The following is a 20,902-nucleotide window of genomic DNA, read 5'->3' as shown; positions in this document are numbered from 1 at the left end:
ACAGGGTTAGGCCTATGACCAATACCGTAAAAAAGATTGTCATTGTCGGTGGTGGTTCGGCAGGCTGGATGACCGCGGCGGCCCTTTCAAATGCGTTACAACGTGACTGTCAGATTACGCTTATTGAGTCTGATGAGATTGGCACGGTCGGCGTCGGCGAAGCCACGATCCCGCCCATTAAGCTGTTTAATGAGACTTTGGGACTGGATGAAAGCGAGTTTATCCGCCGTACTCAAGGCTCTTTTAAACTCGGCATTCAATTCGTCGACTGGGCTGAAAAAGGCCGCTCCTATTTTCATCCGTTCGGCAGCTATGGGCGACCGTTTGATCTGGTGCATGTGCATCATTATTGGCAACAGGCATATGCCTGGGGCGACGCCCGGCCACTTGATGACTACTGCATGGGCTGGGCGGCCGCCAGTCGCGGGCGATTTGCGCCACCGTCGCCCGATCCACGTAATGTTTTATCGACTTATGACTATGCCTATCATTTCGACGCGGGGCTTTATGCGGCCTATCTCAGCGAATATGCCCAAAAGCGCGGTGTGATACGTGTTGAGGGCAAGGTGAGCCATGTCGCGCTCAAGGCTGAGAACGGCTTTGTGGGCGCGGTACAGTTAAACGATGGCCGATCTTTCAACGGCGACCTTTTTATCGATTGCTCCGGCTTTCGCGCCCTGCTGATGGGGGAGGCGCTCAAGGTCGGCTATGAGGACTGGACGCACTGGCTGCCGTGCGACCGGGCCGTGGCCGTTCCGTGTGATAAACCGCCCTTAAGCCGCGCAGCGTTAGGGCAAAATAAAAATGCCGGTGACTTTACGCCCTTTACACGCTCAACGGCGCGCGTCGCCGGCTGGCAATGGCGCATCCCGCTGCAACACCGCACGGGCAACGGTTATGTCTATAGTTCGGCCCATATCAGCGATGATGAAGCGGCCGATACTTTGATGAACCATCTGGACGGACAGGCTCTGGCCGAACCGCGGGTGCTGCGGTTTAAAACGGGCCGTCGTAAAACCTATTGGGAAAAGAACGTCGTCGCCATCGGCCTGTCGAGCGGCTTTATGGAGCCTTTGGAATCGACCAGCCTGCACCTCATTCAGGCGGGTATCGCCAAGCTTCTGGCCTTTTTTCCTGACCGTGATTTCGATCCTCTGGTGACGGCGGAATATAACCGCATCGCGGTCAATGAATGTGAGCGCATCCGTGACTTTCTCATTTTACATTATCATCTGAACCGTCGGGAGGAACCTCTGTGGCGCGACTGCGCGGCCATGATGATCCCGGATAGCCTGCAAGTTAAGATCGAACATTTCAGGCGCTATGGCCGCCTTATACAGCGCGACGCTGAGCTGTTTGGACCGACCTCGTGGCTGGCCGTGCATATCGGACAACTGAACCTCCCTCAAAATCCTGATCCCCTGATCGCCTACCGGAGCGTGGACGGGAAAGATTGGCTGAACAAACTGGCGGCTGCGATGGCCAGTGCCGCGACCCGCCTACCGTCCCACCAAGACTATATTGACCACCACATACGCAAGATGCCTGTGCCTGCGACCGTGGGAGTGTGAGTTTCTGGAGCCTTACCATGACCCAATCCGCTGAGCGGCCTGCCAATATCGGGCTTATCACCTGGCTGACCTATCTGATGTTCATGATGTTTGCCATGACCACGGATGCGGTCGGCGTGATCATTCCGCAGATCATCACCGAATTTGGCCTGACCATGACCGAAGCCGGGGCGTTTCATTACGCCACTATGGCTGGCATTGCTTTGGCTGGTTTGGGGCTTGGGTTTCTCGCCGACCGGATGGGGCGAAAGTGGACGATCATTCTGGGGCTGGCGATGTTCGCGCTCAATTCCTTCCTGTTTGCAGTCGGCAATGATTTTCTGTTCTTCACCAGCCTGTTGTTTATCTCCGGCCTGTCGATCGGGGTGTTCAAGACAGGCGCTCTGGCCCTGATCGGCGATATTTCGACCTCGACCCACAGCCATACGCGGGTTATGAACACCGTCGAAGGTTTCTTTGGAGTTGGCGCCATAATCGGCCCTCTGATTGTCACCCAACTGCTGCTGAACGGGGCGTCATGGAAGTGGCTTTATGTGATCGCCGGTATCCTGTGCAGCCTGCTGATCCTGACAGCCTTCAGCGTCAGGTATCCCGTAACCCATGAGCCTTCAAAGGAAACCGTTAACCTCAAGGCCTCACTGGCCATGATCAAAGATCCCTATGCCATGGCGTTTTCGGGGCTGGCCATGCTCTATGTCGGAGTGGAAACGGCCATTTATGTCTGGATGCCGACCCTGCTTGCGGGGTATCAGGGCCCGGCCATGTGGCTTGCGCTCTATGCCTTATCCATATTTTTCGTACTGCGGGCGGCAGGCCGGTTCCTCGGCTCATGGATGCTGGCGCGTCTGTCGTGGACGATTGTCATGGCTATCTGTTCCGGAGCGATTTTTGTCTGCTTCGCTCTGGCGCTCTTTGGGGGGCAGGCTGTGGCGGTCTATGTCCTGCCGCTATCGGGTCTGTTTATGTCGGTTATCTATCCGACCATAAACTCCAAAGGCATTTCCGGCTTCAAAAAGTCGCAGCACGGCGCGGTTGGTGGCATAATACTGTTCTTTACCTGCGTCAGCGCAGTGATTGCCCCTCTGGCTATGGGCGCGATCAGCGACGCTTTTGGAGATGCAAAGTACGGGTTTGTGCTGGCCACGGTTCTGGCAGCCCTGCTGTTTGCCGCCCTGTTGTTTAACCTGATCCGCGATCCCAGCGCCGCACGGCTCAAAGCCCTCGATGTCAGTGAATATTAGGTCGACGCCCGAACAATCAGACTGGCGGGGATGACCGCCGATGAGGTTTTGTCTCCCCCCAGACGTTGGAACAGCAGGTCAACCATCATCTGCGCGCCCATGCGTAAATCCTGCTTAATGGTGGTCAGCGGCGGTGTCAGGCTGCGCGCCATAGCCACGTCGTCAAATCCGCAGACAGCCACATCCTCTGGTACCCGGCGTCCGCTATCGGTCAGGGCGGTTATCGCGGCCAGCGCAATGACGTCCGACGCGCAGAAGATAGCGTCGAACTTACGCCGTGACACCAGAAGGTCGCGCACCGTCTGATAGGCGGAATCATAGGTAAAATGGGCCTCGACGATCTGGCCAGGGCGAACTGGAACACCTGCATCTTTAAGAGCGTCTTTGTAACCCCGCAAACGGCTTGAGACCTCCGGCACTTGCGTAGGCCCCAGAAACAAAATCTGTTTACGACTGCGGCCAATCAGATGCTCCGTAGCCAGCCGCCCGCCAAAGACATTATCAACCCCGACCGAGCAATAGGACTGGCTGTCAAGACGCTCCCCCCACACCACCATCGGCGGATATTTGTGAGCCAGAGCGTTAATCTGTTCGTGCTGATCCGATTGGCCTAAAACGAGCATACCGTCGAAGCGATGCGACTGCACCAGATCCTTCAGCCAGCCCTGACGGGGGGCCGGGTTTTTCGACATCAACAGGTCGTAACCGCGCTTGAATACGTCTTCGGACAGATGACCAATCAGCTCAAGCAGGAAGGGATCGGTGACCTGTTGGCCGGTTTCATGCCCCATCGGCAGGATAAGCCCGATCGTATTGGTCGTCTGAAGGCGCAGATTGCGGGCCGCCTGATTGACCACATAGCCATGTTCTTCGGCGATAGCGGTAATTTTTTCCCGCAAAGCTTCGGGAATCATAGAACTGCCTGCGAGCGCTCGTGAAACTGTGGATACCGATACGTCAGCCATTTTGGCAATGTCGGACATTTTAAGGCGCTTAATCAATATATTATCAGGCGGCAGACGGGCCAAGTTATCTTCCGGAACAGGTTTAAACAGGTGAGCAGCCTAGCTTATCCTGATCAGGTTGTCTGTGATTTTCGCAGGGTTCGTTGAGCTAAAGACCAGCTTTGTCAAAGTGGCTCAACTGTAAGGCTTTTACGATCTATTACTCTAACATCATACTCTTTATCTATGAAACTCCGCCGACTTCGCCATAGTGATTCAGTACAGTTTAAAGTTGGCCAAGGTGCTTGCGATGTCCGCTTCCTGAAGTTCGCTGAGATAGGCAAACGTCTGCATTGGGCGCGTAGTTGGCGTAAAACAGACCAAGGGCACCCTTAGATATCGCCATTCATATCGGCTCATTAGTTACGCACCAAATAAGGCAGGCTATTTTGAGTTCGGTTGAGTTTGCGTTAGTAACCCAGAAGCCTTGAAAGGCATGGGCTTAGACAGATCTATTGTCAGGTGTGTGACATCAACAACCCCATAGGGCTGTTGCGTGGTGGCGTTAATGCCGGCATCACCGGCGGCATTTAATCGCCATAGGTTTGCCACGCCAAAATCCCCGTGGGTTAGTGTAAAGGGGTCTGTGTCGCCATGGATAAGTAAAACCGGCTTTCCGAAGCTTTGGGCATTGGCAATAAGCGACTGACGCACAAAGTAAAAACCATCGCATTGGTTGTCCGTGCGCTTTGACACAGCATCGCGACAGGGAGGCTCGGTCAGCGGATGAGTTATATCGGCCTGCATGACCACAATTACTGATTTCGCCTTTAGCTTTTTTGCGCGATCAAAGGCAGCGTTGAGCCACCGTACATTGGCCTTGTCACGCTGATCGGCGGCTCGCGCCGCCTTATGCAGATCATCGCCCATTACGGCGTCGCGCCCGTTGTTCGTACCGCTCACGTTCACCGTCACCACTATGACACCGGCATAGTCCAGACGAGCGTTTTCCGGTAGCGAACGGGCGCGCTTATAGATCATCGTGGCCGGAACCGTCACCTCACGGCCAAAGAACAGGTGGCGAAGTGTATCTAATCGCTTCAACTCTGAAAAAGGTTTACCGGTTGCGGGGTCGATCTGTCTGTCACAGTCGGTCCACTCATTATCGCCAGGGGTATAGATGACCGGTAGGGGGGCGAGCGCGTTCACAAGGGACTGGAAGCGGGTGTCGTGTGAGCCACAGACGTCTCCACCGGATTGAAAATCACCGACGTGCAGGACAAATGATGGATTAACGGCTTTAACGACGGGCAGGGCGCGCGCCAGCATAGCCTCGTCGGCTGCCGTATAGGGCGTATCGCCAAACACAATCACCTCAAAAGGCGCATCGGCAAAGGCGATTTTAGGGTCAGGTTTTGGCCCTGTCGCACAGGCGGCCAAAGCCAAGGCCAAGCTCAGGCTCAACACTTTAAGGGCGGCGTGCATAGATTGTCTCCTGAACCTGCTGGCGTGAAAAACTAAGGTTTAGCCATAAGCCGTAACAGACAAATAAAACACGTTTCTGATCTGCTGGATCTAAAAACGTGTCTTAATGTTTCGGTGTTTAAATCTATGAATCAGAACCGGACGCGTAGCGATACGGTCGTTGTGCGCGGCGAGCCCAGAAAATAGCGTGTCAGTGACCGCCCGGCCGGATTAGCCAGGGTCGCGCCAAATTCGGGTTGAGTCACGGTCGCCCCAGACACCGAAGCGATATAGTCCTCATCGGTAAGGTTATCGACATTAAGTTGCAGGCGGATATTGTTGAAGTCATAGTGGCCGCTCAGACCCAGAACCGTATAGTCAGGGATTATATCGACGCCGATCTCCTGAAACGTGTTTTGCAGCACAATGTGTGCCCCGACACGTTCGCCCACATAGCGCCCGTTAAGAACGATGCGGGCATTGGAGATCGGTGACCAGCCTAGCTGCACGAACGCCGAGTGTTCGGCAATATCGCGTACCCGCTCCCCACCAATAATGGCCAGAGACGCCAGTTTCAACCGCTCAGCGCTGCCTGCTGCCGGGTCATCATGGCGGGCATCTATCCAGGTGTACGCACCGTAAAGATCAACGGCCCCGAAATCGTAAAACCCGGTTACATCAAAGCCTTCACTAACCTGTCCCTGAGTGTTGGCAGCCTTCGTTGCCACATTGCCGCGCACGATTTCGTCCGGATCAACACCGACTGTGGATATGGGGACTATGCCAACATTCTGCTTCAGATCAACGCGGTAAGCCTGAACGGAAAAAGCCGCGTGATCAACGACGTACCGCAGGCCGAGATCAAGATTTTCAGTGGTCACCGGTTCAAGCTGGTCGGGCGAGATGATGGCGGTTGAGCCTAAGAAGGCGTCTTCGGGGATGCCGGCGAAGTTTTTGGCGTACCCACCGAACACTTCCCAGCCGTCGCCCAGTTTGTAGTTGGCACCGATCTTGGGGTTGACATCGGACTGCTGCGAGAATGAAACCACTGCCGAATATTCAAGCGGTGAACGGGCCTCGTAGCTAAGGTCATACCAGGTCAGGCCCAGATCGACCGTCAGGCGGTCATCAAGCGCTTTTATCTCATCCTGGGCGTAGAGCAGGGTGCTCTTAAGCGTGGCTTCACGGGCATACTCAACATAGTTCAGCTTCGCGCGATCATAGGCCGCCGAGGTCGCAGAATTGATAACCGGATAGAAATTACGCTGTTCGCTGCTTTCGCTTTTTTCATACCATGACCCAAAGCGTAAAGTGTGGGTCAGGCCGGTGTCGGCCCACAGATCGCTGATGATAAGTTCGTCGGTTACGCCGACACGGTCACGGTCACGGGGCGTTACGCGCATATCGGCGGGGCCGCCCACCGCGTTGGAATTGCGCACCGTCGTCAGCGCCGGGCGAATGGCGCCGCCATTGGCATTATAGCCGGTCACGGCATAAGGGTTGCCACCGGTCAGGAGGCGTGAGCGATCCTGATAGCGAAAGGATTCACCGCGCAGGGTTTGATAATAGGGGGTGATTTTGAAGGTGACGTTGGCGTTGAGCACCAGATCAGCAATGACGTAGCTTAAGAAATCTTCGCGCGTGCCGCCCAGCGCCCCGCCATAGTTTACATCCACCGCCGGAATACCGGCAATTTCATCCGTGGCGAAATCCGAGTCCGGATTGGTGCGAAACTGCGCCAGGGTAATGATGTTGAAATCATTGTCTGCCTGCTCGTTATAAGACAGGCGGCCGGTCAGGCTTGAACCGTTGCCGAAGCGTTTGACCACCTTGGCTTCGTAGTGGTCGCGTTCGGACGAGCGGCTGTCCGGCCCGCTCCAGATATCGTTGCTTTGGGTGGAGGCGCTGAGATAGGCGGTGAAGCCGTCGGCGATTTCACCCGTATCCACGCGGACAAAGGCGCGGCCAAAATCGAATGACCCAAGCCCGCCTTCGAGTGTGACAGCAAAATCCTGTTTCGGCTGGTCGGTGACAAAATTAACAAAGCCCCCCAGCGCAAACCGCGACGGCGCACCGATATCCCCGGCACTTTGCGAAACGACGATTTGTCCCACATTGGAGGATTCGATAAAGCGCGCGGGCGGTGAGCCGCCATTAAAGCGGGAGTCGCCCGTTGGCACGCCATCTAGCGTCAGTCCTATCTGTTCATCGGTCAGGCCACGCATATACATTTCAAACGAGAATGTACCGCCGCGCGCGTCGCCGGTCGCAACGCTAAGGCCCGGCACCTTGTTAAGGCTTTGCATGATGTCGGCACCTAATGGTCGCTCATCGATGTCGTCCTTGCCAAGCGTAAAGGTCGCCCGTGTCAGGCCCGAACCAAAACGGCGCCCGACGACAATGACGTCTTCTATGTCCGAGGCCTCCGGCATAGTATCCGGTGTCGTTTGTGCAGAAACATCAGCCGCAAACAGCCCGGTTATCGCCGTTGTCAGCAGCAGAATGGAGGTTTTCATTGTGGTTCCCCTTATAGCAAAAAATACTTTGAAAGCGTGTGAAACGTTTAAGTTTGTTTATCAATAGGTCTGTTGAGGCTTACCGTTAAACGGATGAGTCTTGGCGGTGCCGGATGAGTGAAAATGGATGTGTCTTAGGCCTATATATGGCTAAAATGACAGTTTCATTGCGTCTGAAGCTAGAAATTACGCGGGCTTGCGCAGGTTGTTGAAACGTTTCACTAAATTTATTTGCACTAAGCCAGGCCAAAAGGGTGAGCATCCGCCGCTAGGCGGGCCCGGGGCCCGGCGGTCATTTAAAAACAACGTGCAGATAAAGTGTGAGCGGTTTTCTGCTAAAACGTCGCGACAAAGCACAAACTTAGAGCAAGCGAATGCATTCTTCAGAACGTCCGCTGCTATAAGCGACCGGGATTACAGGTAGCGGGATGTGGACTGGCGCACGATCAGGGCGGTTTCAAACACCACTTTGCGACGCGGCTGTGCGCGGGAGTCGATGCGGCGGAGCAGGGCGTCAATGGCTTCAGCGGCCATTTCTTCAACCGGCATTTCAATGGTCGTCAGGGGGGGCGTTGATATCTGAGCCCAGGGGATATCGTCGAAGCCTACAACGGACAAATCGTCGGGCACGCTCAGGCCGCAGCGCGTAGCGTGTTGAATTACACCTAAGCCGATCAGATCAGCCCCGGCAAAAATGGCCGTCGCTTCACGCTGTTCAATGGCCTTGCAGACATTGGATTCCAGATCGTAAGAGAAGGCGGTAGCAAGGTTAAAGGCCAATTCGGCGTGCTGCTCGATATAGGCAATCGCCCCGGCGCAACGCTCACGCATGCTGAGAACGCTCATCGGCCCGGAGATAACACCAATCCGTGTGTGCCCTAATGCCACCAGATGTTCCGCCGCCAGGCGGCCGCCGGCCCGGTAATCGGCATGAACCTGTTCAATGCCGCCGACGGTGCGGTCGATAACCACCGTCGGGGTGTCACTGGTAAGAGCGGCGCCGTTATCGAGGTCGCGTACCGGAAACCAGACAATGCCGTCAACGCCGCGCTCGATCATTAAATTCAGGGCATTGCGTTCCTGCTTTTGATCGCCTTCGGTATCGGTCACGAAGACGCAGTACCCCTGAGCGCGGGCGTTGCGCATCACCGACTGGGCCAGGGTTATGAAGAACGGATTGGCGAAATCCGGCAGGATCAGGCCCAGTGTCCCCGTTCGGCCTGTGCGCATGGCGCGCGCTGACAGGTTCTGACGATACCCCAGCGTCTCGGCAATCTTAAGGACGTGAGCGCGGACCTGCTCGCCGACGGAGCCTGTGCCATTGATCGCGTACGAGGCGCTGGCCAGCGAGACTTCGGCCGCCTTGGCCACGTCTTTCAGGGTCACACGTTTGGTCGATTTGACCTCTGCCGGATCGTTGGACACGCTATAATGCCTCGAACATGATGAAATTTTCACTAAATCTAACACCAGCCGTATTTAAGTCCAATGATTTCAAACGAATTGAATGTGCCGGTGCTTATGGGATCGATGAATTAGAGATATGTAAAAATTAAACGATTAATGAAAACCCGGTGTTTATATTAAGGGCGCGCTTTGTTTATCGTCAGCACAGCGAGTCCTGACCTGGCCAGATCCGGGGCTCAGCCTGGTCAGGCGTAAGGACAGGGCGACGATGATTAAGGCCCCAGCCAGAGGCGGTAAAACCATGAGGGTCGCAATCGCGTCACCCCCGGTCGTTGCATCGCGGTAATCAATATGCTGAAGCACGACGCCGACACCATAAACCGCCCCGGCGTGGGCCAGTTTGGCGGCAAAGGTAAACAGGCCGAACCATTTGGTAGCGCCCGCCGGGTCCGAAGCAACGGACTTGGCCAAAAGGCCCCACTTGTAGCTGGCCACGCCGCCCCATGTGGCGCCGTAAAGAATACCGCTCAGAAGCGACAGGGCGGGTGACTGACGGCTTAGCAACAAAAATATCAGGCATGCCGCAATCATGGATACCGCAGCGCCGGTATAGAGCCGCTCAGGGGCGTAGCGGCCGGCGAGCCATGCCCATAAAGGTTGAAAGGCCAGCTTTCCAATGGCAACGGCGGTCATGAAGCTTAAGGCCGAGACAGCATCAACGGAGGCATAGGCACTGAAATAGGGCTCAAGTTTCTCAAAAAACGGCGATGTCCCCGACAGCGCTACCATCGCCAGCAGGATATAGATATAGGTGGGGCTGATCGGGCCGGGTTGCGTGTGCTGCGCGGATGCGTCGGGTATCAAATTCGCTGTGACAGGGGCTGGTGCCGTCTTAGTCGTGGCGTGAGCAAGATGCAGTAAAAACGAAAACCCGGCCGCAATCACACCCAGAGCCAGAGAGATAAGAAAAAAGTCCGTCTCGATATTGGCCTCAAATGACTTGCCTGTCTGGGTCAGGCCTGTCCGGCGCACCCATGAGGCGGTCAGGGCGGTGAGAAATAAAGTGGCCGCGCCACTGGCGATATAGCGAACCGAGGCCAGGGCAAAGCGCTCCTTGTCCGAGGTAGCTTTCAGCGCAAAATAGGTATTGTGGGGGACGTCATAAGTGGCATAGGCAATGCGGAATACAGTTAAGGTCGCAATACAATATAGGAGACGGCTGGCTTGCGGCACATGACCGGCATAGGTAAATGCGACGAAGCTTATGCCGGCGGCCACACTGCCGACGAACTGGGCGCGCGCGGCCGTTGCGGCCGTGTATACATAGCGCGTCATGACCCTTCCGGCGACGAGGTCGGCAAAGGCGTTCAGCACGAGCGAGCCGCTGATAATGGTGCCCGCGACCGCCGGTTCGAGCCCCACCGTTTCAGTCAGGAAGAAAATAAACAGCAGACTTGAAGCGTTCCACAGCAGCGCCTTGCCGAAACTGGCCAGGCCATAGATGAATTTCAGATGAGAAATCAGGAACATTACAGAGGCTTTCAAGGCGGCCCATCATAGACGCCCTTCAGTACACTGATGTGACAGGCTGCGATCGTCAGAAGATCTCGGTCTTAAAGACCCGCAGCTTGAGCGGTACGGCTGCGGCCCCAAGGGCGGTCGCGTCACCCGTGACTTCTGAAGGCACGATGCGGGGCTGGGGCCGGTAAATGCCTCTGCGTGGTGCGTGGCGCATATCTACGCGTTCGATCATGCGGGCCGCCAAAGCTTTCGGTACGCGTCCGCCGATAACAATCGCTTCGGGATCGACGATGGCCGCACAGGCTGAGCAGGCCAATGACAGGGAATCACCTATGCGGTTCAGCCAGTCGTTGACCGCCGGGGCTTCGACATCAAGGACGTTCAGCATGTCGCCGATCGTGTCAAATTCGTCGCCGCGGCGCGCAAAGCAATGGCGCAGGAGTTCAAGGGTCGGGGGCGTGTAGATAAATTTCGGCAGAGAGCCGGCAAATTCTCCGGCATTACCATGCACGCCTCGCATCAGTTGGCCATTGATGACCAGACCCCCGCCAAAGCCGGTGGCAATATACATATAGGCAAAGGTTCGCGCCCAGCGTCCGATGCCTAACAGGCTTTCTCCTGCGGCGGCGACGTTGCCGTCGTTGTCAGCCCACGCCGGCAGGCCAAAAGCGTCCTCGAAAATTCCGGCTACGTCGACGCCTGACCATTCATCCAGACTGCGGGGCCCGTTGAAGCGGCGGCCATCTTCCAGGGCAAAGCCGGTAATGCCAACCCCCATGCCGATCACCCTGTCGGTTTGCGCCCGGGCGGCTGCACACAGGCTTTCAAGGGCGTCGCGTACTGTGCCCAGCACCCCCTCGCGTGACATTACCGGCGGGCTCAGGCGCAGATATCCGCGCTCCCGCCCGGCCATGTCCATAAGCAGCACCGATACGGCATCGGCCATGATCGATATGCCAAGTGAGAACAGGTGGTCGGGATTAAGACAAAGAACTGTGCTTGGCTGGCCACGCCGACCGGACGAAATTCGTTCACCTGTCGTCAACAGACCCTGCGCGATCAGATCGCCGACGGTTCGGGAAACGGTCTGCTGCTTGAGTGCGGTGCCGGCGACTATATCGGCCTGCGTTGTGACCTTGCCGGTCTGGATCAGGCTCAGGATTTGCCACTCGGTGGAGGATGTCGGCAGCAGGCCGTCTCTGGGGAGGAACATGATTATCCAAACAAATTCGGTCGGTTAGAGCGTTTGCCAACAAATGAAGTCATTTGATGGATCGGAAAGAGCGACAGCCAAAAAACGAGAGCAAATTTATGATCCAGTCTGATCGAAATTTGCTCTCGCGCGTGGTGCCTTAATTGAGGCCGACTTCGCAAATACCGGCTTGCACCGCTATGTGCAAGTCATGACATCGCGTAATTAAAATTAAACCCATATAAAGTTTAAAATGATGAACATCTTCAGCATAAGGTGTAATTTTAGGCCAGATTGGGCGATAGTGGTTCCGTTTAGTGCACTTAGTGAGTGAAAATAATCGCTATCGTCACAAATAATACGCAATACGGGTTTAAATGGCTGCGGCAAGGTTAAGCCTGTATTGGAGGGTCTGTCATGCTTAAGTTCAATTTGCGCCGTGGGGCGTCACTGGTTTCACTGGCCTCGGTTCTGACGGGGATGGTAGCACTACCGGTCATGGCTCAGGACGTGACGGCATCATCGGATGATGGGGTTCAGGAAGTGGTGGTCACGGGCTTTCGCCTGCAAAACCGTCAGGCTATGATCGCCAAAGACAATGATGAGCGCATCGCCGAATTTATGACTGGCGACGAACTGGGCCAGCAGCCCGATTACAATATCTCCGACTCCTTTCGCCGTATGCCGGGCGTGCAGACTGAATTCGATGAGGATGAGGGCCGCTTTGTCGGTATCCGGGGTCTTGATCCCAACTTTACCGTCGGCGCGCTCGATGGCTCGACCATCGCCACGTCAGAGCGCGGCAACCGCCAACTCAACCTTGAATCGGTGCCAACCACGGCGGTCAAGCGTCTTGAAGTGTTCAAATCGCGCACGCCTGACATGGAAGGCAATGCCATTGGCGGCACGATCAACCTCGTTACCCGTTCGGCCTTTGATAAGCGTGGTCTTTACTGGGTAGGCTCGGCCTTCATCGGCATGGGCGACAGTCAGGATATTCCAGGCAAGGGCTATGGTCGCGATAGCGATGACGGTGTCAATTACCGCTTTGACGGCACGGTGTCGACCACCTTTGGTGATGCCGATCAGTTTGGCGTTCTGTTCACCGGCGCGTTTTCACGCAAGCGCCGCGATCAGGAGAGGTTCGTGCCGGGCGGCTATAACCTGACCAATGGCGTGCCGGTGCAAGCATCTCATCTGTGGTCGAGCTACCCTAACACGGTTGATCGTTACGGCGGTACGCTTAAACTGGAATGGCGTCCGATGGAGACCCTGACCACGGCCCTGACCTCAACCTATTATATTCAGGCCGATCAGGAACTGCGCCACTCCCACCAACTGACGCGCGGCGCGGTATCGACCGATCCGGCCCTGACATCCGGCAACAAGGCGCGGGTGACAACAGCGGGCGGTTTTGTGCGCTTTAACGATTTCCCGATCGATAAGCCGCTGACCATCGTGCAGGGCAGCGCTGACTGGACGCCGGATGATAATAACGTCGTCAAGTTCCGCGCCGCCTATTCAGAAGCTTCGTTTGTCGAGGCGTCCAATCAGTTGCAATACAATCTGGCAACCTCGGCAGCCAATGCCTATAACTACACGATCAATGACGGCATCCCGTCGGCGGTGCTAGATAACAGCGCAACCTTCCTCAATCCGTTCAACTACAAGTTCAACAGCTATAATCCCTACGAGGACGACAGCGATGAATATATCACTGAGGCCTCACTCGACTGGCGCTTCAATATGGAGCGCGGTGATTACGGTTGGGGTTTTGGTGCCGGCGCCAAGACGCGCGATCTGACCCGTGACTTCGACCGCTTTCAGAATGTCTATGCGCTCGCCTCAGGTCAGACCTCGACCCTTCAGGATGTGCTGATGCCGACCAACTATACCTCGGTCAATGCCACCACCCCGCAACTGTTTATTGACTTTGACAAGTTCCTGGCCGACAAAAACGCTAATCCGTCGAAATATATCTTGAATGCGGCAACTTCCAACCTTAACCGCATCAGCAACGACTATGTGGTCAACGAAGGCGTCGATGCGGTCTATGTGCAGGCTCGTCATGCCGGTGAGCGCCATAGCCTGATTTTCGGCGGGCGATACGAAGACACCACAACCGAAATTGACGGCTACCGCGTCAATGGCAGCACGGTGACGCCCCTCAGCCGTAAGGGTAATTACAACAACTTCCTGCCGTCGGCGGTGTTCAGCTACAATATTCTGGATAACATGAAGTTCCGGGCCGCCTATTATGAGGCTATCGGGCGGGCCAACCCTTCCGATCTGGGGACGAACGAAAGCCTTAACCAGACGGCACTCACCCTGTCGCGCGGGAATCCTGACCTCAAGCCGCGCAAGGCCAAAAACTATGATGCAGCGGTCGAAATGTACCTGCCGCGAAAGTCGGGCATGGTGTCGGTGGCGGTCTTCTCCAAAGACATCAAGGATGAAATCTACTCTATGACCCTGGGGACGACGACGATAGACGGCGCTCAATATACCATTACCCAGCCGCAAAACGTCGCCAATGCCAGTGTCTCCGGTCTGGAACTGAGCTTCGTCAAAAACGAACTCGATTTCCTGCCGGGTCTCCTGTCGAACCTTGGTCTGTCGGCCAACTATACCCGCTTGCATGGTGAGGCCGAACTGCCGAACGGTGTGCGTACCGACCGCCTGAACCGTCAGCCCGCCCATCAGGCCAACCTGGCGGTCTTTTATGAGGATGGCCCGCTCAAGGCGCGGGTGTCATACGCCTATACCGGTGAGCGTTATACCTCGTTCTCAACGAGTGATCCCGCCACCAATCGCTATGACAAGCCGTTCAAGCAAGTCGATTTAACCGCCCGCTATAATCTCGGCCGGGCGCAGATCATCGGCGAAGTGCGCAACCTGACCGATGAACATCGTGAAAACTACGATCAGTATGGTGTCCGCGACCTGAACTATTTTGGTCGTCAATTGTGGCTTGGTGTCGCATTCAAGCAGTAAGCCGTTTTATGACCGGCGGACAGGGCAAGCTGTCCGCCGCTTTGCTTTGGTTATGTCTATGAAATTTTTACACCTTTTTATCGCCATTTCGATGGTCTCTGCGGCGCCGGCCTGGGCTGATCCGGCGCGCCCGCTATTTGACGGCGTTACCTATGAACAGCGCGTGCGTGGAGGTGCGGCGCCCACGGTGTCGCACATTGTCACCCTTGATCTGACGCGTCCGGGCCTGCGCTTTGAAGTCACCCCAAAGGACGACAGTCGCGGCATGGAGCATGTTGCCTGGACGGCTAGTGAATACCAGCGCAAAACAAAGGCCCAGATTGTGGTTAACGCCAGTTACTTCCTGCCCTTTGCCGGTGGCAGCAAGGGGGCGGATGACTATTACCCTAAAAGCGGTGATCCGGTGAATGTATCGGGGGCCGCCTTGTCTAAGGGGACACAGGTTTCGCCGGTCGAAACCGATCTGGACATAAGGGTCAATGCCATTGTCTGTTTCAAGACGGCGCAGGTTCTGATTCGTGATGGTCAGGTCTGCCCGGCTGGGTCTGCTGATGCCGTCGCGGCCGGGCCGCGTCTGCTGGAAGACAAGGCTCCGCAAAGTTTTGAAGCTTTTGACAATAATTATGCCATGACCCGCGCGCCGCGCACAGCCGTGGGCCTGTCGGCAGATGGAAAAACCGCATGGCTGGTGGTCGTGGATGGCCGTCAGAAGGGCTACAGTGAGGGGGCTACTCTTGGCGAACTGACGGAATTGTTCATAAGCCTTGGGGCGTCGGACGCGATCAATCTCGATGGGGGCGGGTCATCCGCTCTGGTGCAGCAGGGCCGGGACGATCAGCCGCAAGTGCTTAATCGTCCGATTCACACCGGTGTTCCGGGGCGTGAGCGACCGGTCGCCAACCATATTGCCGTCTTTGCAAACCCGGCCCGATAAGATTCATCAGGAGACTAACATGCGGGCTATATCCCTTGCCCTGATTATGGCGCTTACCGCACCGATGGCCGGGGCGCAGCCTGCGGGCTTTCCCAAATTAGAAGCGTGGGAGCCGCCCGTTGTGCAAACCGGAACGGCGAAGATGGTCCGGGAATATCAGGCCCCTGAAGCGCGGCAGGGCGTGGCCGTTGATGGCAAATATGTCTACGCCATCGTCAACTCGATCATCGGTAAGTATGACAAGACGAGCGGTGAACTGATCGCCCGCTGGATGAGTCCGCGTCATGGCCCGATCCGGCATATCAATTCCTGCTATGCCGCGAAGAACGAATTGTGGTGCGCCAATTCCAACTTCCCCGAAGTGCCGATGGGGTCTTCGATTGAGGTGTTCGACACTCGCACTATGACTCACAAACATAGCCATAGTCTGGGCTTGCTGGATGAGGGCTCCCTGACCTTCTTCGAGCCCTATGGCAAGGGCTTTATCGCCGGGTTTGCTCATTATGACGACAAGATCGGTACGGGTTACAAGAACAGTCGATATGGCAGCGTTTTCACTTATGACGCCCAGTGGCGGCGCACGGGTGGTTGGCTGATCCCTGAAGCGGTGCAGACGCGTATGGCGCCGCACGCGGCCTCCGGCGGAGGCATTGGACCCGATGGCCTCCTCTATTTGCTCGGCCATGATCGTACGGAGATTTACGTATTAGCCAAACCCAGACTTGGGCCGGTCATGATTCATCTGGCGACGATCGACATTGCCGCCGAAGGTCAGGCTTTTGTGTGGGACCGGTCGGTTAAGGGCCGCAGGCTTTATGCCATAAGTCGCCCTAATGGTGTGATCCGCGCTTTCGATATACCCGAAGTCCACCTTGATCATCCCGATGCCAAGCGCTTCTAAAGTTTTAGTCTCTATCGTGAATGTGTTGCCAGTAATATGGGCGAAACGGATCAAAAATAGTATGTGTAGGGCGCCAGTCGGGCTCTGGCTTTTTTATTGAGGCCACCCATAGCCTTAATCCAATTAAAGTAGGGGCTGTCGTAGATAAGGATCAGAGTTTGGCCCAAAGTCGGAGTGTTTTGAGCTGCTCTTTGGGCGATCCGTGATTGAATCTAAACTCGCACTCCTTGATGAACAAGAAGAAGTTTTGCTTCGGGATGCCATTGTATTTTCTGAGCACACGCTTGGCCTGGTTCCAGAAATTCTCGATGCCGTTGATGTGGTTCTGTCCGTTGGCAAACAGCTTGGAGTGATTGATACGGCTGTGATGAAACTCGGATACATCGAGCGCGCTGTAGCTGCCGAATGTATCGGTATAGACGATGCTATCGGGTTGAATTTTCTTGCGAATAATAGGCATCAGGGGGTAGCCTTGGCGTCTGAAATAGGGACGACAAAGACTTTTCCGCCCCGTTTCAGCAAACCGAATACCGGCACCTTACCAAGCGCACCGCGACCCCGCTTGCCCTTGCGCACACCGCCGAAATAGCTCTCGTCAACCTCGACTTCACCGCCGAGCAATTCCTCGTTGGCTGCCGCCTGCTCGACGATCAGTTCGCGAACCTTGCGGTAAAACAAGGCCACTGTGTTGGCCTGCAAATCCAGCACATCCGCAGCCGAACGCGCGGTCACTTCCAGAACGAAAAATTCCAGAAGCCGCAACTGCACTTTTCGACTTAATTTACAGCGCTTTAAGCCCATATCGCCACCATAGATAAGTTGCCTTATCTACGACAGCTCCTTAAAGTAAGCTACCGCACTTGCGATGTACGATGTCTGCTAATGGGATTTTTCGGCATTTGCCAAATGTCCGCCTTGGGCGCGAAGTGGCGAACGGCCCGTAGTCGTGTCAGGATGAGATTTCGTTAGACGGAGAGCGGAATTCGCTCAGTAGCTATTTGTTGGCCCAAAGTCGCGGCTATGTTGGTAAGCCAATTCAAATATATAGCGGATGCCGCGTATTCGGCAAAGATGAGGGGCTCCGATTAGTTTGACAGAGAAGAGGCGCCCGCCTTGTTTTTATAAACGGTCCCGCCTTTCATAACGAAGTCAACATCTTCCAGTTCACGGATGTCAGCTAACGGATCGCCATCGACGGCAATCAGGTCCGCGAAACGTCCTGGCTGAACCGAACCCACGCTGTGGGTCGCACGCAGTAATTCTGCACCATTATAGGTCGCTGATTTTATCGCTTCCATAGGCGTCATTCCATCCTTTACCATAATGGCAAATTCGCGGGCGCTGCCGTCATATGGGACGAGTCCGGCAACATCGGTGCCAAACGCAATTTTGACGCCGGATTTTACCGCGGCCCTGAACATTGCCTGATGGACGGAAACTATTTTTCTAACCTTTTCTTGAGGACTTGGTCCGCCTAGGACGGGTTTGTCATCAGCCTGAGCGGCGACAAGTTCCGGCACAAGAAGGGTAGGAACTAAATAGGTTCCGTGGGATTTATAGAGTTTGAACGATTCCGTATCCCCATAAGTACCGTGCTCGATGGAGTCGACACCGGCGCGAATAGACGCATCGATAGCAGATTTTGAATGCGCATGGGCCGCGACCGGCATCCCAAGGCTATGCGCTGTGTCAACGACGGCTTTGATTTCTTCATCGGTCATGAGTTTCTGGCTTGGATCCGAACTGTCGCCAGAATTACCTACGGCGCCTGAGGGGAAAATCTTGATGACATCCGCGCCGCGACGCTTGTGCAGGCGAATCTGCTTGATCGCCTCGTCCTTGCCGTCGATGATATGGGAGCCCCAATGATCGTGGTGCCATCCTTCATCGATCCCGTTCTGAGGATCGCTGGGACCGCCTGTTGGGCCCAGATACTCCAGAGACACCCACATGCGCGGACCTTCGATATCGCCTCGCTTGATCGCTAATTTCAGGGCAAGATCAGTTCCGCCTTCAGAGCCAAGATTACGGATCGACGTGAAGCCGCTCATCAGCAGTTTTTTTACTTGCCCGACGCCGGCCAGTGCATCGGACATGTCATTGCCCGTTAGCCTTACCGACATGCCGCCCCGTCGATAGGCGACGTGGGCATGGGCTTCGATGAGGCCCGGTAAAACGGTTGACTGGCGCAGGTCAATGACCTCAGCCCCTTCAGGCGTCTGAAATCCCGGGCTTACAGAAACGATTTTGTCGCCTTTGATGATAATCGAGACATTATGGACAGGGCTGTCGCTTATCCCATCAATCAGATTCCCCGCGTGGATGACCTTGTCGCCAGCGATGGTTTGCACAGCGATCAAGTTGCTCACTGCAATCAGAGCTACGCCAAAAAACAATCTCATACCTTTGCCCCTTATTTTATGTCGGATTCTCACGGTAAGGAATATTTCAGAATGAACACCCATCGGATGGCCCGTTTTTAAAGTTCCATTTGTACCCTGTTATCACGGCGTCTTCGGTGGAAAAGCTAAACAGGGTGGGGGTGCTGCCCCTTTGAACCACAATGTCAACTTTCGGATCGGCGACCACATTGGCGGCGCTGTGGGCGATGCGTTCCCTTACGCCTGTAAACGAGATGATATCGTCGCCGTCTTTGAGGCCGCTTTTGTCTGCGGCGGATCCGGGAATAAGTCCCGTTACTTTGTAGGGTGTCATTAGAAAGCTGTCTTCGGACATGCCCAGGTTCGTTCTTGGGTGGTTTGATACCTGCCGTTTAAAGCACTGACCAAAGGCATCTGCCGTCGGGATAATGACCTTGCCCTGAAGCATCTGATCGAGACCTTCAATACCGCTTGCGCCCAACTCATCGAGCAGTAGTGCGCGCCAGGCCGTTTCATCGTAAGGTTGCCCTGAACGCTTTCGCTCAAGCATGGCGAGGACAAGATTATCAAGTGACCGCTTTCCCTCCGATTTCGTACGAATTTGAGCGTTCAGATCGACGAAGTACATAAACCCGCGAGAATAGGGGATAGACTGCGCGTCGCTTCCATCCCATCGGGCCTTGGCTAAGTCGCTATACGGCGTCGCTACAAGAGACGAAGCGTAATAGGTGCGGGTCATATAACCGATTTCGCGGCCAATATCATTGACATGTATCAGGCCCGCATCAAGTGTCAGCCGAAGCTTATAAAATTCCGCCAGCCCCTCACCATACCAGGCGACAGCGCTTGAATCGCCGTCCAGTCCACTTACGAAATGATGGATCATCTCATGAGCAAACATTATGCGACGGGACGCATCATCCATCCGGCCCTGACCATATTCCAGCATAAAGCCGCCGCGGGCAGCGCCACCACCATCGCGCGGCCGGGTGTAGGGCCGCATCAGAAGGGTATAGGGCGTTTTGTCCTGATCCTTAAAAAACGCTTCTAATGTCCCGAAGGTCTTGCTGGACCAGTCTGTCATCGTTTGCGTGTTAAATGGGGGAGTACCGATCCAATGAGCCTGAAACGACGAATGTTCGGCTTCGGTTCCTTTAACATTCCCGGTCAGAAAGAAGGTTGGATAAACCTCCATAGGCGCAAGTTGCGCCTTTATATTGGCGGGACCTGAGGTCGAAACCGTCTTGGCGCCAGAGGGTAATGCGCTGGTATCCCAGACCAGATTCAAATCGATTTTTGGTGCCTGCAGCGGCAAGAGTAAAAAGGAAAAATAGGCCCCTCCGGCGCCCCCTTCCGTGCCTCTGAGATCATAGGATGGTCCGCGTTTTCTGGGCGTGAAGGCTGGCGTTACTTTGGCGGTATAGGTAACTGTTATGGTGCCGGAGGTCTGGCGATTTGCCTTGAAATGCCGAAATTGCAGCGGAACACCGGCCGGTACATAGTCCAGAACCATTGTCACAGGTAGGGGGCCGGTTTGATCAGAAAACGTCACCTCATTAAGGCTGTAATCCTGACCCGCCGTCAGTGCGATGCGCGCGGGGACGGATAGTATGGCCTCACCGGGGGCTGCAGAAATGTCCTTAATAGTTTCGACAATCCGGATCTGAGACAACTGCCCGTCAGCTACCAAAGGGGTAAGTTTAACGTCGACCTGTGGTAAGTCTTGGGCTTGAGATGATGCGCAAACGACGACTAACAGGCCGGTGACCGTAGCGGCAAAAAAACGCCTCATCTTAATACCCTTATGTTAGCAGGCCGGGACCATACCGAATTGAA

General features: G+C 55.3%; 13 protein-coding genes and 1 pseudogene. 5 read left to right on the top strand and 9 right to left on the bottom strand.

Going from position 1 to position 20,902, the window contains the following annotated elements; genetic code table 11:
* Positions 1-14: 14 nt before the first annotated feature.
* Positions 15-1,571 (top strand): tryptophan halogenase family protein, encoded by a 1,557-nt coding sequence (locus tag PQU98_RS16850; protein ID WP_272746134.1) that lies wholly within the window; start codon positions 15-17, stop codon positions 1,569-1,571.
* A gap of 17 nt (positions 1,572-1,588) precedes the next feature.
* Positions 1,589-2,812, top strand: coding sequence for an MFS transporter (locus tag PQU98_RS16845; RefSeq protein WP_272746133.1), 1,224 nt, complete (start codon positions 1,589-1,591; stop codon positions 2,810-2,812).
* Here the strand turns inward: PQU98_RS16845 and PQU98_RS16840 are convergent.
* From PQU98_RS16840 to PQU98_RS16815, 6 genes are all read right to left on the bottom strand, one after another.
* On the bottom strand, positions 2,809-3,795 hold the full coding sequence (locus PQU98_RS16840; RefSeq protein ID WP_272746132.1) for a LacI family DNA-binding transcriptional regulator: 987 nt from the start codon (positions 3,793-3,795) through the stop codon (positions 2,809-2,811). The two genes, PQU98_RS16845 and PQU98_RS16840, sit on opposite strands and share 4 nt — an antisense overlap.
* 405 nt (positions 3,796-4,200) lie before the next feature.
* Entirely contained in the window at positions 4,201-5,241 is a 1,041-nt protein-coding gene (locus PQU98_RS16835) for a metallophosphoesterase family protein (protein ID WP_272746131.1), read from the bottom strand.
* Between the two features lie 131 nt (positions 5,242-5,372).
* A complete protein-coding gene (locus tag PQU98_RS16830) occupies positions 5,373-7,736 on the bottom strand; it encodes a TonB-dependent receptor (protein ID WP_272746130.1) in 2,364 nt (787 codons plus the stop codon).
* Between the two features lie 414 nt (positions 7,737-8,150).
* Positions 8,151-9,161: a LacI family DNA-binding transcriptional regulator gene (locus tag PQU98_RS16825; protein WP_272746129.1), complete on the bottom strand. Its 1,011-nt coding sequence runs from the start codon at positions 9,159-9,161 to the stop codon at positions 8,151-8,153.
* Positions 9,162-9,314: 153 nt separating this feature from the next.
* Positions 9,315-10,673: an MFS transporter gene (locus PQU98_RS16820; protein WP_272746128.1), complete on the bottom strand. Its 1,359-nt coding sequence runs from the start codon at positions 10,671-10,673 to the stop codon at positions 9,315-9,317.
* 67 nt (positions 10,674-10,740) lie between these two features.
* Positions 10,741-11,877: an ROK family transcriptional regulator gene (locus PQU98_RS16815; protein ID WP_272746127.1), complete on the bottom strand. Its 1,137-nt coding sequence runs from the start codon at positions 11,875-11,877 to the stop codon at positions 10,741-10,743.
* A 396-nt stretch (positions 11,878-12,273) separates the two neighbouring features.
* Here PQU98_RS16815 and PQU98_RS16810 point away from each other — a divergent pair, with 396 nt between their 5' ends.
* Genes PQU98_RS16810 through PQU98_RS16800 form a run of 3 tightly spaced genes read left to right on the top strand, consistent with a single transcriptional unit; the run spans position 12,274 to position 16,685 of the window.
* On the top strand, positions 12,274-14,850 hold the full coding sequence (locus PQU98_RS16810) for a TonB-dependent receptor (protein ID WP_272746126.1): 2,577 nt from the start codon (positions 12,274-12,276) through the stop codon (positions 14,848-14,850).
* A 58-nt stretch (positions 14,851-14,908) separates the two neighbouring features.
* Positions 14,909-15,784 (top strand): phosphodiester glycosidase family protein, encoded by an 876-nt coding sequence (locus PQU98_RS16805; RefSeq protein ID WP_272746125.1) that lies wholly within the window; start codon positions 14,909-14,911, stop codon positions 15,782-15,784.
* 19 nt (positions 15,785-15,803) lie between these two features.
* Entirely contained in the window at positions 15,804-16,685 is an 882-nt protein-coding gene (locus tag PQU98_RS16800) for a hypothetical protein (RefSeq protein ID WP_272746124.1), read from the top strand.
* 151 nt (positions 16,686-16,836) lie between these two features.
* Here PQU98_RS16800 and PQU98_RS16795 read toward each other — a convergent pair.
* The 3 genes and pseudogenes from PQU98_RS16795 to PQU98_RS16785 all read right to left on the bottom strand — a co-directional run bounded on the left by PQU98_RS16795 (position 16,837) and on the right by PQU98_RS16785 (position 20,585).
* Positions 16,837-17,486: pseudogene (locus PQU98_RS16795) on the bottom strand (IS1595 family transposase).
* A gap of 284 nt (positions 17,487-17,770) precedes the next feature.
* Positions 17,771-19,087 carry a metal-dependent hydrolase family protein gene (locus tag PQU98_RS16790; RefSeq protein WP_272746123.1) on the bottom strand — a complete coding sequence of 439 codons (1,317 nt, stop codon included), beginning with the start codon at positions 19,085-19,087 and terminating at the stop codon, positions 17,771-17,773.
* A gap of 46 nt (positions 19,088-19,133) precedes the next feature.
* Complete coding sequence (locus tag PQU98_RS16785; RefSeq protein ID WP_272746122.1) at positions 19,134-20,585, bottom strand: M61 metallopeptidase family protein; 1,452 nt, start codon at positions 20,583-20,585, stop codon at positions 19,134-19,136.
* Positions 20,586-20,902: the final 317 nt, after the last annotated feature.

Origin of the sequence: Asticcacaulis machinosus, from assembly GCF_028550435.1 — a bacterium.
Classification (GTDB): domain Bacteria; phylum Pseudomonadota; class Alphaproteobacteria; order Caulobacterales; family Caulobacteraceae; genus Asticcacaulis; species Asticcacaulis machinosus.
This window is presented reverse-complemented; position numbering and strand designations above follow the sequence as displayed.

Bases quoted from the DNA above. Each gene is read 5' to 3' on its own strand.
- PQU98_RS16830 (WP_272746130.1), bottom strand. From the start codon at position 7,736: ATGAAAACCTCCATTCTGCTGCTGACAACGGCGATAACCGGGCTGTTT.
- PQU98_RS16820 (WP_272746128.1), bottom strand. From the start codon at position 10,673: ATGTTCCTGATTTCTCATCTGAAATTCATCTATGGCCTGGCCAGTTTC.
- PQU98_RS16815 (WP_272746127.1), bottom strand. From the start codon at position 11,877: ATGTTCCTCCCCAGAGACGGCCTGCTGCCGACATCCTCCACCGAGTGG.
- PQU98_RS16800 (WP_272746124.1), top strand. From the start codon at position 15,804: ATGCGGGCTATATCCCTTGCCCTGATTATGGCGCTTACCGCACCGATG.
- PQU98_RS16805 (WP_272746125.1), top strand. From the start codon at position 14,909: ATGAAATTTTTACACCTTTTTATCGCCATTTCGATGGTCTCTGCGGCG.
- PQU98_RS16835 (WP_272746131.1), bottom strand. From the start codon at position 5,241: ATGCACGCCGCCCTTAAAGTGTTGAGCCTGAGCTTGGCCTTGGCTTTG.
- PQU98_RS16845 (WP_272746133.1), top strand. From the start codon at position 1,589: ATGACCCAATCCGCTGAGCGGCCTGCCAATATCGGGCTTATCACCTGG.
- PQU98_RS16810 (WP_272746126.1), top strand. From the start codon at position 12,274: ATGCTTAAGTTCAATTTGCGCCGTGGGGCGTCACTGGTTTCACTGGCC.
- PQU98_RS16850 (WP_272746134.1), top strand. From the start codon at position 15: ATGACCAATACCGTAAAAAAGATTGTCATTGTCGGTGGTGGTTCGGCA.
- PQU98_RS16790 (WP_272746123.1), bottom strand. From the start codon at position 19,087: ATGAGATTGTTTTTTGGCGTAGCTCTGATTGCAGTGAGCAACTTGATC.
- PQU98_RS16840 (WP_272746132.1), bottom strand. From the start codon at position 3,795: ATGTCCGACATTGCCAAAATGGCTGACGTATCGGTATCCACAGTTTCA.